Origin of the sequence: Bacillus sp. FSL W8-0519 (assembly GCF_038005585.1) — a bacterium.
GTDB lineage: Bacteria > Bacillota > Bacilli > Bacillales > Bacillaceae_G > Bacillus_A > Bacillus_A paranthracis.
Genome location: NZ_JBBOTL010000001.1, coordinates 887,903 through 901,047, shown reverse-complemented (window position 1 = coordinate 901,047; position 13,145 = coordinate 887,903). Strand labels below are relative to the sequence as shown.

The window sequence follows — 13,145 nt, the reverse complement described above, 5'->3', positions numbered from 1 at the left end:
CCCTTTTATGATAGAAGGAAGTGTATATATGAAAATTATGGACTATTACATTAGACTAAGACTACATGCACAAGATCAACAGCATATGCGAAATAGCTTACAAGAATTAGCGGATGTTTTATATTGCAGTACGAAAAACGTAAAGATTTTATTAAAGAAAATGAGCGAGGAGCAATTAATTAGCTGGACTCCAGGGCGAGGTCGCGGGAATAAAACGGAAATTCTATTTATACATAATTTCGTAGAAGCGATTGAGTCCTATACAGATGAACTGTTAGCGCAAGAAAAATTAAAAGATATCTTTCTTCTTTTAAAAGAACCCCTACCCCTTGCACTTCAAAAAAAGATAGAAAATAAACTACATCATCATTTTGGATACGAACCTTCAAATGATATGTACGACATACTAAAAATTCCTATATCGAGAAAGATAGTCCCATTAGATCCGGCTTTTGTGGCTGTAACTACAGAAAGCCATCTTACAAGTCAAATTTTTGATACGTTAGTCGTTTATAACGATGTTACGGAAAAAATGGAACCACACATTGCGCATACGTGGGAATTAAGCGAAGACGGGCTTACGTGGACTTTTTATTTACGAAAGGATGTATATTTTCATAACGAAACAGTTTTAACTTCTAAAGATGTACGATTTTCATTTGAAAGACTAAAAGAAGTTCACTCTCCTTTCGAATGGTTAACAGCAGAAATTGTTCAAATTGAAACGCCATCACCACTGCAAATTCGATTTCATTTAGCAAAACAAAATTTATTTTTCTTACACTATGTAAGTTCCATACAACTAGCAATTTTACCGTGTGATGCAGTTATTCAAAATCACCATTATATAGGTACTGGACCTTTCAAACTTGCTCATTACTCTGAAGACAATATCGTGCTCGAAGCGTTCACTCATTATTTTAAAGAGCGCGCTTTATTAGACCGTATTGAATTTTGGGGTATTCCTGATCATGTACAAATCGATGCTGATTATGAACTACCAAATGAAGAAGAAAATGAAAGGCATAATATACAAATAGAAGAAATAGGTTGTATTTATGCTGGCTTCAACTTTACAAAACCTGGTCCTCATCACGACATTTACTTTCGAAAGGCTTGGAGAGAACTATATGATGTTGAAACGATACTTCGTAGCATAGAGGGTAGACGAACAATTGCTGCATCAAGCTTTTTCCCTGAAAGAAGTCGCCAAGCTTCTAAAAGGTCTTACTCTTTAGAAAAAGCGAAAGAGTATTTAAAAAAGAGCACCTATAATGGAGAGACGATACATATTTACTTCTTCGCATTTAAAGATAGTGCAAATGATGCATATTTCTTAAAAGAACGATGTGAAAGTTTAGGTATACAAGTAGAGCTTCACCCATTTCTCGTTTTAGATTATATGAACCGTTCTATCGATCAACATGCCGATATTATTTTCATGGGAGAAGTGTTTGCTGCCGATCATGAACTTGCATTCTTAAATGTATTTAAAAATAAAAGTTGCTTCGTAAACCGGTTCATGGACCCGCACTATGAAAAACAAATTAACTGTTTACTTGATACATTTTTATTAGAAGAAAATAAAGAAAAGCGCTACGAGCTCATGTATGAGATCGAAGAATTTTTACAAACAGAACACATCATTTTATTTAACTATCACGTTTTAAAAAGAAAGACATACCCTTCTTCTTTAAAAAACGTAACAATTGATTCATTCGGTTGGGCAAATTTTGCGAAGTTATGGATACAGCCATCCATGTCTTAAAATGTAATTCATTATAAAAGGAGAAGGTACTACATCCTTAGTAGTACCTTCTTCACATACAAATACAAACTATTATTTAATTACTTCATCTAAGTGATCCTTCAAGTTCAATAAATATTGCTCAATATCCGGATTCTTCACCACATCATAACAAGCAAAACTCTTTAACGGACTCATCCCAAGAAACTTCTGCACGCGGTGTAAATGACTAAGCGTTGATTCTAGACTTTCCCCTTCAAAGAACTTCGTCTTATCTCCAAATGAATTTTCAGGTGCATTCCAAGTTGTAGAGAACATATACTCTTTCTCTGTTAATAAACCACCTGTTCCGTATTCATCTGCACCTTTAAAGAACAAACCGTATTCATATACTTCATCCATATACGTTTTAAATAATCCTGGAACACTAAACCAATAAATCGGTGTTTGATAAATCACAACATCAGCCCATAAAAATTTATCTTGTTCTTCCTTTATATTGTATCCATCTTGAATCGTTGTTGTTTTTACTTGATGGTTCTCGCTTAATACCGCCACCATATGATCCACTAACGTTTTATTTAATCGTCCTTCCTTTGTACCGTATTTTTCATGTCCATTTATAATAAATATTTTTTTCATCGTTTTCCTCTCCCCTACTCTATTCCTCGCTTATTAACCCAAGTTGCTGTTTCAACGTAAGATTATCTTCTAAATGCCAGTCTTCCGTAATCTTTCCGTCTTTCACATGCAAAATATCTATTGCAGAAAAGCTAATATTTTTACCGTTATGCGTTCCTGTAAAAGAAAGACGAGCTGTTACTTTATCACCGACGACTAATAAATCTTCAATCTCGCAATGTATATTAGGAACGACTTTACGAAAATTTTGTGCTGCAAACTTTAACCCTTCAACACCTTGTGGTCGCCCTTTTGGCAACGTATTATCGAAAAAATCTTTTGTAACAGTCTGCGAAAGAAGCTCCTCTTTACCTGTATCCCAAAATGCATAAAAACGCTGCGCTGCATGAACCATTTCGGTCGCTTCCATTTTACTTAGTGAAGGATCGATTGTCATTTTTTTTGCCTTTGGCATTTCTTTTAATAACTGTACTTCAGTTTTTCCCTCCACGCCACATGCTACAAGCACAATACAAATAACAAACAAACTAAGAAATCCAAACAACTTTTTTACCCCCATGAAAATCACCTCCCCCTCATAAAAAAACTTTATATTTCGTATTGCTATTGTATATACACTAACTTCCTTTATGGAAGTAGTGATATTTTTTTCATATAGTTACCAAAAGTATAGTTTTGTGATACTATAAAGCAAATTCATTCAAAAAATTTTATGGAGGCTAGTTCCATGAACAATATAGATCCAGTTGAATTAACGAAAGGTTTACCTGGCATACCTTGTCCTATCGCTAAAACGCTTGATGTAATTCGTACGAAATGGACGTTTTTAATCATTCGCGACCTTCTTATCGAAGGAACATTACGCTTTAGTGATTTACAAAAATCAATGGACGGGATTAGCCCGAAAACATTATCGCTTCGACTAAAAGAATTAGAGTCTCAAGGCATTATAACGAGAAAAGTATATCCAGAAGTTCCACCTCGTGTAGAGTACACATTAACGGATAAAGGAAAGCAATTAGAGGGGATATTTATTGAATTAAAACGGTTTGGATTAAGCTTATAAACCCAAAAACCTTACCATCGTTAAACAGGCTATAATTAGAAGTAATTATAGCCTCATTGAAACGTAAGATTAAGAAGTTAGCAGAAGAGAAGAAACAATTACGTGAGCAATTGAAGATTGCTTATGCAGATATATACAAAAAGAATTTAGAATATGAGGGGAACTTTGTCCACCTTTATTCTGTCACTAAGTAGCGTATAAATTTATATTTTATTAGTTTATCTTCACACTATTAAACGTCTCCATATGTGTGCATCAACTTAAAAATTTTATAATGCCCCCACAAGATAAAATCTATATTTTTTCTTGTGAGGGTATACACGCAAAGCAACTAAATCTTTGGCTTGTTATTTACTAGTTCGTTGCACAAACCCTACATTTCTAGCAGGATCTCGTAAAATATTAGAGGATAAAAGAATTGAATTTCTTGAGTAAATAGTTAAGAGTTCTCTATATTTTTAATTATTTCTTTTTCAATCTTCTCAAGTTATTTTATCTAAAATATGATTAATGTGCGCCACTTAATTTAACTAAAATTTTTGCTTGCGCTTTATCATGAATTAACGCTTCAAAACCTTGTTCAGCAATATTATCTATATCAACTTTACTTGTAATAATGGATTGTGCAGGTAATCTTCCATTAGCGAGTAATTGAATGACCTCATTATAAGTTTCATTACTGTACCCCACAGATCCCAATAATTTTACGCCACTAAAGAGTAAGGAAGCAGGAGCATTAAATTGGATATCTTGAGTATGGAAGCTGATAACCATCATTGTGCCACGAACTTTAGTTGATTGAATGGCTTGATTAAATGTTGACTCAACACCTGCAGCTTCAATTGTCACATCTGCTCCATCTGGGAATAATTTACGAATTTCTTCTACAGGGTTTACTTCTTTAGCATTAAAGACATGCGTCGCACCCACTTCGGTTGCTTTGGCAAGCCGACTATCAAATAAATCAACAACAATAATATTAGAAGCACCTGCAACTTTTGCACCTAAAACAGCAAATAGCCCAATAGGGCCTGCGCCATAAACAACAACAGTATCTCCTTCTCCTACATTTGAATCCTTAATTGATTGGAATGATACAGCTGCTGGTTCTACCATTGCTGCTACTTCTAGTGATAAATTATCTGGAATTTTAAAAATCGTTTTTTGTGGAAGTATCACGTATTCAGCAAACCCTCCGTCGATTTGTGCACCTACTGCGTCTAAAGTGATAAAACGTTCAGTTTCAGCATTTGAAGGATCTTTAAGCATCATTGGATAAATACATACTCTGTCCCCTTCTTTAAATTTTGTTACATGAGCACCAACCTCTGCAATTTCACCAGAAAACTCATGTCCGATTACCATATTCTTATTCATTGGTACTGAATCTGGATGCAAGTATGCATGTAAATCAGAACCACAAATACCAGCCCATGCCACTTTAACTTTTACATCATTGGGTTGTAACTCTTTTGTTTCTCTTTCCTCGATACGAATATCTTTTTCACCATACCACACTGCGGCTTTCATAAAAAATCCTCCCTCAAATAATTGGAATATTATATATAATTTTCATTTAATATTAGATCGTAATTCGTTTTTTAAAGCATAACGGTAATTTTTTTGCTCTTTAACCTTACTCATTCCTCCTTTGCTATGTTCAATAATCTATCATAGGTTTTTGAGGAAGACGATGAGCAAAAAATAATATACGTCTCGAATTGAGACATTTGTTTTAATTTGGTTCATTTATCAATAAGTTCTTAGAAATCTGAATCAACTCTTCTTTTGTATAGGAATATTCATTGCTTAACCATTTTTTTATAATCTCAAAAAAGCCACTACAGTAAAAATCACACAGTACCATTGGATAATCTGAGTTTTGGATTTTTTTCGAAAGCGGATCATTATATTCCATTGAGTTTTCATATAAATTTTCTGCACCAAATCGAATCAATTTTTCGTATAACTCAAGGCTATTATTTTTACTAGTAATATTAAAAAACAATGCACGATTAACATCTATGTATTCAATTATTTCCTCAAACAATGTATGTTCTAAATCCAATCCTTCTTTTGTTTGTTCAAAAAGATTGATTGCGATGGAATTTGATACATCGCTAAATAATTCATATTTATCCTCATAATGACGATAAAATGTGCTTCTATGAATCATTGCTTTTTCACAAATATGATTGATTGTGATGGATGAAAATGTTTTTTCTTTTAATAAATCCATAAACGCATCTTTTATTATGTTTTGTGTGCGTAAACGTGTGAAATTACTCAATTTTAGTATCCTCCTATATTGAATCTAAGTACTGCATGAATTTGTAATTGTTTTCCTAATCCTTATCTCCTTTTAGTATGCCTAAATTAATGATAATCTGGCATTTCCCCACGAATATAATCCTTTTATGAAACTGAGATGGATCATATAAATTTGGCTCTGGCGCGAATATACCAGAGCCAAAATATTTAATTTAGTTCACTTTTTACAGGGAAAGAATGTAATCCATATATAGAACTACTATTTGAGATAGGAACAGGAAGATCCTGGTCAATAAATGAAAATGATTTATATCTTTTTATTAATTCCGTTAATACAATTTTCGCTTCTAATCTAGCTAGAGGAGCACCTAAACAAAAATGGATGCCATGTCCAAATGTAAGATGAGGATTACGTCTACGATATATGTTAAAACTATCGGCATCTTTGAATTGATGCGAGTCACGGTTAGCTGATCCAACCCAAGCTGAAATGATTTGGTCTACTTGTAAAGTTTGTCCTTTTAATTGAATCTCTTTTTTTACTCTGCGTACAATTCTTTGAACTGGTGAACGATACCGCAATACTTCTTCAATTGCTTTCGGAACAAGAGATACATCCTGTTGTAATTGATCATAAACATTTGGATGTTCTATGAAGCAATATAAAGCGTTTCCAAGTAAATTGGTTGTTGTTTCATTTCCCGCTACTAAAAGTAGTTTACAAAACGGTACTATTTCTTTTCCTGAAATATTTTTGTCCGCTTCACTTTGAACTAATAAAGAAATAATGTTATTTGAATCTTTTTTGGATTTCCCTCGATTGGATTGTATAATTTCTTCAAAAAACTCTCCTAATTCATTTTCTGCTTGTAAACGTGTATTAAAAAATTCCTCCAAATAATCCGAATCATCATGACTCGGTGAACTTACGATAATATCAGACCATCTCTTAAACCTTTCCATATCCTTAGCAGAAACACCTAACATTTCAGCAATTACTATAACTGGTAACGGATAAAATAACTCTCTAACAATATCAAAAGTTTCACGATTAGATAATTGATTGAGTATATCGTTTGTGATTTGCTGGATTCTAGGTTCCCATTCCCTTAATGCTTTAGGAGTGAAAGACCGATTTACAATAGACCGAATTTGCGTATGCTTTGGCGGATCCATCCCAAGAATACTTTGTGGAAATGGAGACTTTTTCTTCTCAGGCATAATACTAGAAAAGTACTCTTTATCCTCTAAGACAGTTTTTACATCTTCGTACAAAAAAACATTCCACATGTCTGCCTGATGATTAAAACAAATAGGCTCCTTTTCTCGCATCTCTTTATACCATGCAAATGGTTTATACGGATCTTCTAAAGCCTTTTTTCCCATCAACTTATTTGTAGGAATCATAACAACTGATTGATAAGGTGTTTTCATATACAACAATCTCCTCTCAAAAAAATTTCATTACACCGAATAATATTCACCGAATGTCATTCGGTGTAATGAGGATTATACAACAAGAACCAAAATATTCAAACTACTTTTTCGGTTTTAAAATATCCGTTAATATATAAATAAGGGGGAATAGACATTGCACAAAAAAACTCTGACAAATAGAAAACAACAAGCTTTACTAACACAGAACAATATATTTCATGTGTTTTTAAATTTAATGAAAGAAAAGAAATTTGAAAATATAACAATTGAAGATATTTGTAAAAAAGCAAATGTATCAGTAGGAACTTTTTATCATTATTTCACTTCCAAAGAGGATATTTATAAAAAATTATTTCAACAAATTGAAGAAAATCTACATGTTGAATTAGAAAATATCGATCAACATGCAACAATGCAAACAACTATTTTAACTTTCTTCCAATGCATAGCTGAATATACAACTAAATTGGAGTTACATATAAATCTTCTTAACGATTTCAACAAAAGGTCATTTATATATGAGCCTTCACTCATTTACGAAGCTCTAAATGGCTTTGTTTACAAAGGACAACTTGAAAAAGAATTAACAAATGATATGAGTGTAGAAGAAATAACAACGTATCTTTTTACAATTGCTAGAGGACTTATATTAGATTGGTGTCTTTTAGATGGAAAATACTCACTAGAACAGAGAATGAATACTTATATGAATTTAGCATTGAAATCTTTAAAGCCTTAAATTTTAATCAAGCCCTACGCTTTGTTGCTTCATTTTGTACATTTCATTCAGTTTTATTTTTTCTAGGTGTTACGCAGCTGGAATAAAAGAAAAAGCATGCCCCTTCTTTATACTGCGAGAAGGGCATGCTTTTTCTTTTTTTACAATACAACTTATAAATCCCACATCAATCCATTTCAAGATAGTTAATTTCCCTTTTCCTATCCCCTCGGAAAAGGAGAATAACAGTCAAAATACATATGAAAAATCAAGAAAATGAATATTTCATACAGGCTAGTTTTAGCACTGGGTATACTTTATATCGTTAAAAATCCATTAAAAAATGAACCACTTTGAGATATATGTCGCATTTTGAAACACATAAACATTTTTGATTATCGTTTTCCTCTAATGCCTATGATAAATTGCTATACATAGCTAGCTTACAATTATATTTCTAAAAATAATATTTCACCTTTCATAAAAAATAAAAAGGAGTTTTTAAAATGAAGAACCGAGTAAACCCAGCATTATTACCAGGCTTAGAAATGTATCCAGATCAAGATTTACGCCCAGAGTGTTTGCCAGTAATGAGAGAAGAAGCATCAAAAGTCTTCCCTCCTACCATTGTTGATGAAACTCTTTCTGTAACAAATGAAGTCATTGAGGGACCTGATGCAAATCCATTACGATTAAAAATTTATCGTCCAAAATCAAATAATGAATCCTTACCTGCTCTGTTGTGGATACATGGTGGCGGATATATCTTGGGATCTATAAATGATAACGATGATCTTGCTGTAAAAATTGCAAAAGAGGCTAACTGTATGGTCGTTTCTGTAGATTACCGTTTAGCTCCTGAACATCCTTATCCAGCTCCAATTGAAGATTGTTATGCAGCATTAAAATGGATTGCTGATAACGCGGAGACATTGAACATTGATTCGAATCGAATTGGTGTTGCAGGAGTGAGCGCTGGTGGCGGACTAACAGCTGCATTAACATTATTAGCCCGTGATCGCCAATATCCTTCTATTTGTTTCCAAATGCCGCTTTATCCAATGATTGATGATCGTAATAACACACCTTCTGCCAATGAAATTAAAGAAGGGTTTGTTTGGAATCAAAAATCAAATGAAGCTGGCTGGAAAATGTATTTAGGAGAATTACATGGAACGGATCATATTCCCGCTTATGCAGCCGCTGCTCGAGCAGAAGATTATCGTAATTTACCACGTACCTACACATGCGTTGGTCAATTGGACCCATTCCGTAGTGAAACATTAACCTATGTAACCAAACTTGCAGAAGCTGGTGTTGATGTCGAGTTCCATTTATATCCTGGAGCTTATCATGGGTTCGAAATGATGCATCCGGATACTGATATATCTATTCACGCTTGGAATGATTATGTGCGAGCAGTTAAAACTGGTTTCGCAAGAAAGTAACTAAGGTAGCTACAAAAAATTTCATAATAAAGGAGAATTTTTAATGAAGAATAGAGTTCATCCAGAATTAAGAGAAATGTTTTCTGTATTACCTGAAGTAGATAATAGTCCGGAAAATTTCCAACAATATAGGAAATGGGCTAAAGAATCTTTTACTGCAACAGTTCTATCATCGAATGATGAAGTTACTGTATCTAATCGATTTATACCTGGGCCTGAAAGAGCGCCTGAAGTTAGAGTTCGCATTTATGAGCCAACTAAAAAAACAAAAGCTTTACCTGGGGTCCTTTGGATACACGGTGGTGGATATCAAGTGGGATCACCCGAAATGGATGACAAACTTTGTGAAAAGTTCGTATTGGAAGCCAACTGTATAGTGGTTTCGGTTGACTATCGATTAGCACCGGAAAATCCATTCCCTGCACCACTTGAGGACTGCTATGCAGCTTTACAGTGGGTTTCTAATAATTCGGAAGATCTTGGTGTCGATTCTTCTCGAATTGCAATTGCCGGAATGAGTGCGGGAGGTGGACTAACAGCAGCCCTTGCCCTTTTAGCAAGGGATAGAAAGGGACCTTCAATTATATTCCAAATGCCACTATGCCCTATGATTGATGATCGTAATATAAAACCTTCTGCTTTTGAGATAACGGATTCAAAATTATGGAACAGAAAAACTAATATCTCTGGGTGGAAAATGTATTTAGGTTCAGTTTACGGTGAAGAGGTATCCCCATACGCTGCTCCAGCTCGTGCAACTGACCTTACAGGACTTCCACCAACTTATACAATGGTGGGTGAAATAGACTTATTCCGAGACGAGACAATTGAATATGCGAATAGATTAATGCAAGCTGGAGTACCAACAGAATTTCATGTTTATCCTGGTGGCTACCATGGATTCGAATTAATAGTGCCCAATGCTGAAATTAGCCAAAGAGCTGAGGAAGAATATATCGGTGCATTAAAGCGAGCATTACAAAAAACAGAAGTTTAAATATATATGAGGATTTTATATAGCATATAGTAAAAAATAAGAGAAAGAGTCTATGAAGAGAGCAGCTCCTCTGTCACTAAGTCTTATAGAGATAAAAAAGTACTGGCAATGCCAGTACTTTTTTATTATTATGCTCGCTGTTCAACATTGACTCTTTTAATAAAGAACGAGATTATTAATCCAACAATTACTACAATGATAGCAAAGATAAAGGTATTTTGAACACCGTTTGTAAAGGCCAGAACTTGGTTTAATGGATTTTCTTTATCAGATACTGTCTGAAGGAAGCTTCTTGAACCTGAGGAAAGAATTGAAATTCCAACAGCTGTTCCAATAGCACCAGCAACTTGTTGTAAGGTGTTCATAATCGCTGTTCCATGCGGGTATAGTTCAGGTGGCAGCTGATTTAATCCGTTTGTTTGAGCTGGCATCATAATCATTGAAATTCCAACCATAAGTGCAATGTGTAGTGCAACAATAAATCCTGTAGATGTTTCCAATGTTAAAGTTGAGAAACCATACAGTGCACATGCTACAATGACAAGTCCAGGAATAACTAGCCATTTAGGACCAAAACGGTCAAATAATCCCCCCATAACAGGCGAAAGAATTCCATTAATAATTCCTCCCGGTAGAAGCATAAGACCCGCTGCAAACGTTGATAACGCTAATGATGTTTGTAAGTATAATGGTAAAATCATCATCGTACAAAGCAGCACCATCATGCATACTAAAATTAAGAGAAGTCCAATAACGAACATTGGATATTTAAAAGCCTTAAGGTCTAACATTGGCTCATCCATCTTCATTTGACGAAGGGAAAATGCAATTAATCCAACGACTCCAATAACAAGAGAAAGAATAACGTGTGAGCTTCCCCAGCCTCCACTTTCTCCAGCGCTACTGAAACCAAATACGATACCGCCAAAACCAATTGTTGAAAGAATGATTGAGAAAATATCGATTCTTGGCTTTGTTAGTTTTGTTACGTTTTGCATGAAGAATGTACCAAATACTAATGCGATAATTAATAATGGGAGTGAAATCCAAAAAATCCAGTGCCACGTTAACGTTTTTAGAATCAACCCTGAGACGGTTGGTCCAACAGCTGGAGCAAACATAATGACAAGCCCGATAATTCCCATAGCTCTTCCACGCTTATGTGGTGGAATAATAACAAGAATGGTGTTAAACATAAGTGGTAAAAGTAAAGCTGTTCCTACTGCTTGTACAATGCGGGCAATCATTAATACGCTAAATGTTGGTGCAATAGCTCCAATTAATGTTCCGATAATGGAGAATACAAGAGATGCGATAAAAAGCTGTCTTGTTGTAAACCATTGAAGAATTAAACCTGAAATTGGCACAAGAATTCCTAATGTTAATAAGTAGCCGGTTGTCAGCCACTGTGCTGTTGTCTCTAGAATATCAAAACCTGTAATTAAATCTTTTAACGCCATATTTAAGGCTGTTTCACTAAACAAGCCGATAAATCCAGCAATAAGAAATGACGTAATAATCGGGAGAGCTCTGATGTTAGAGTTCTCTGCTGTTGTTTGTTGATTCCCCATATTAAATTGTCTTCCTCTCTCTTACCTAATTCTTTTATTTGAATTTTCGATTTTAATAACCTTTCCTTAACACCTCGTGGCACTCCCAAATCAGCTCTTCTATTCCCGTCTGGCCTTTCAGCCTACGGCGAACGATTTCTGAGGATAGATTCTGGACTTTGAGCGCTCTTGGTGCTCTTCTTTCGAAGTATGCCTGAAAGGCTGCTTCAATGTCATTATTGTTTTTGAGCTCTTCGGCGAGAACGATTGCATCCTCAATAGCCATGGCTCCTCCTTGCGCAAGAGTCGGAGCTCCGACGTGGGCGGCGTCTCCTCCAATGACGACGCGGCCTTTGTACCATGGCTCTTGCACTGCGACTTGTTCCAATTTGTTAAAAATAACAGGGTAATCTTTTGACATATGCTTTGTAATAAAATCAAGTCCCGGAAAGCCTAAGAGAATCTCTTTGACTCTATTAAACCGGGTATCTTCCTCATCCCAGTAATCGCTGGCGCAAGGCTGGAGCACAAAGACATAGCCGGCGCGTTCAGCTAATGGTACGACGCCGATTTGCGTTTCTCCGCTTATATACATCAATGACGAATCCTCAAATTTGTAATCAGGAAGCTCGAAATAAAATCGCCACGCTCCCATACCGAGATGCTCTTTTTCTATTTCCTTTTGCAGCATCATATTCCTTACAGTTGAATGAATGCCGTCAAAACCTACTAAAATATCAGCCTTTATCTTTTCTCCGTCGTCAAATATGGCAGAGACCGATTCAGCCCTTTCTTCATAAGCAACAACCTTTTTCCCCCACTTGATATCTACACCCGCTGCATCAGCATGCTTGATGAGAATATCACTTAATGTTTTTCGCGGGATATTATTGCGCCCTGGAAGTGTGTCGTCTAAAAAGGATTCACTGACTTGAAACTGCAGATTCCCCTGTGCATCAAATGTTTTCAGCCATTTTGTTTGAAAGCCATGTTCACAACACTCTTCGAATACGTCCAATTCTTTCAAGACAGCCAGTGCGTTTTGCGGCATAAGAATCCCCGCACCGGTTTTGCGATTTTCTAAAGCCGCTTCGCACAAGGTAACAGAAAATCCTACTTTACTAAGGGAAATAGACGCTGACAATCCGCCAATTCCCCCACCAGCTATCAAAATATGTTTCATATAAATAACCCCTTTTAGTTCTTTCGAAAATAGTTAGGCGCCTAACTACATTACTTTACTACATCCTCAGAAAAATTGTCAATCAT

The 13,145-nt window shown here is 35.2% G+C and carries 13 protein-coding genes; 6 read left to right on the top strand and 7 right to left on the bottom strand.

Annotation, left to right across the window (positions count from 1 at the left end):
* Positions 1-7 precede the first annotated feature (7 nt).
* Complete coding sequence (locus NST14_RS04760) at positions 8-1,768, top strand: SgrR family transcriptional regulator (protein ID WP_163258183.1); 1,761 nt, start codon at positions 8-10, stop codon at positions 1,766-1,768.
* Between the two features lie 72 nt (positions 1,769-1,840).
* Here the strand turns inward: NST14_RS04760 and NST14_RS04755 are convergent, their stop codons facing one another.
* Both NST14_RS04755 and NST14_RS04750 read right to left on the bottom strand, forming a co-directional pair.
* Positions 1,841-2,389 (bottom strand): NAD(P)H-dependent oxidoreductase, encoded by a 549-nt coding sequence (locus tag NST14_RS04755; RefSeq protein ID WP_000718019.1) that lies wholly within the window; start codon positions 2,387-2,389, stop codon positions 1,841-1,843.
* Between the two features lie 19 nt (positions 2,390-2,408).
* Positions 2,409-2,948: an ester cyclase gene (locus NST14_RS04750; RefSeq protein WP_000538345.1), complete on the bottom strand. Its 540-nt coding sequence runs from the start codon at positions 2,946-2,948 to the stop codon at positions 2,409-2,411.
* 168 nt (positions 2,949-3,116) lie between these two features.
* Here NST14_RS04750 and NST14_RS04745 point away from each other — a divergent pair, with 168 nt between their 5' ends.
* Together NST14_RS04745 and NST14_RS04740 are read left to right on the top strand one after the other, a co-directional pair.
* Positions 3,117-3,455: a winged helix-turn-helix transcriptional regulator gene (locus NST14_RS04745; RefSeq protein WP_001059468.1), complete on the top strand. Its 339-nt coding sequence runs from the start codon at positions 3,117-3,119 to the stop codon at positions 3,453-3,455.
* A gap of 56 nt (positions 3,456-3,511) precedes the next feature.
* A complete protein-coding gene (locus NST14_RS04740) occupies positions 3,512-3,649 on the top strand; it encodes a hypothetical protein (RefSeq protein ID WP_171900865.1) in 138 nt (45 codons plus the stop codon).
* Positions 3,650-3,962: 313 nt separating this feature from the next.
* Here NST14_RS04740 and NST14_RS04735 read toward each other — a convergent pair whose 3' ends face one another.
* From NST14_RS04735 to NST14_RS04725, 3 genes are all read right to left on the bottom strand, one after another.
* Positions 3,963-4,985 carry a 2,3-butanediol dehydrogenase gene (locus tag NST14_RS04735; RefSeq protein WP_229143224.1) on the bottom strand — a complete coding sequence of 341 codons (1,023 nt, stop codon included), beginning with the start codon at positions 4,983-4,985 and terminating at the stop codon, positions 3,963-3,965.
* Positions 4,986-5,190: 205 nt separating this feature from the next.
* The gene (locus NST14_RS04730; RefSeq protein WP_000064552.1) at positions 5,191-5,745 is read right to left on the bottom strand and encodes a TetR/AcrR family transcriptional regulator; all 555 of its coding nucleotides are present in this window, start codon (positions 5,743-5,745) and stop codon (positions 5,191-5,193) included.
* 188 nt (positions 5,746-5,933) lie between these two features.
* Entirely contained in the window at positions 5,934-7,160 is a 1,227-nt protein-coding gene (locus NST14_RS04725; RefSeq protein WP_000856908.1) for a cytochrome P450, read from the bottom strand.
* 157 nt (positions 7,161-7,317) lie between these two features.
* Between NST14_RS04725 and NST14_RS04720 the strand changes: the two genes are divergently transcribed.
* The 3 genes from NST14_RS04720 (at position 7,318) to NST14_RS04710 (ending at position 10,326) form a co-directional block, all read left to right on the top strand.
* Positions 7,318-7,902, top strand: coding sequence for a TetR/AcrR family transcriptional regulator (locus NST14_RS04720; protein ID WP_016125526.1), 585 nt, complete (start codon positions 7,318-7,320; stop codon positions 7,900-7,902).
* A 485-nt stretch (positions 7,903-8,387) separates the two neighbouring features.
* Positions 8,388-9,329: an alpha/beta hydrolase gene (locus NST14_RS04715; RefSeq protein ID WP_000797646.1), complete on the top strand. Its 942-nt coding sequence runs from the start codon at positions 8,388-8,390 to the stop codon at positions 9,327-9,329.
* 43 nt (positions 9,330-9,372) lie between these two features.
* Positions 9,373-10,326 (top strand): alpha/beta hydrolase, encoded by a 954-nt coding sequence (locus NST14_RS04710; protein ID WP_000797638.1) that lies wholly within the window; start codon positions 9,373-9,375, stop codon positions 10,324-10,326.
* Between the two features lie 128 nt (positions 10,327-10,454).
* Here NST14_RS04710 and NST14_RS04705 read toward each other — a convergent pair whose 3' ends face one another.
* Entirely contained in the window at positions 10,455-11,897 is a 1,443-nt protein-coding gene (locus NST14_RS04705; RefSeq protein WP_000528112.1) for a DHA2 family efflux MFS transporter permease subunit, read from the bottom strand.
* Between the two features lie 52 nt (positions 11,898-11,949).
* Positions 11,950-13,059 (bottom strand): FAD-dependent oxidoreductase, encoded by a 1,110-nt coding sequence (locus NST14_RS04700; RefSeq protein WP_000680551.1) that lies wholly within the window; start codon positions 13,057-13,059, stop codon positions 11,950-11,952.
* Between the last annotated feature and the right edge of the window lie 86 nt (positions 13,060-13,145).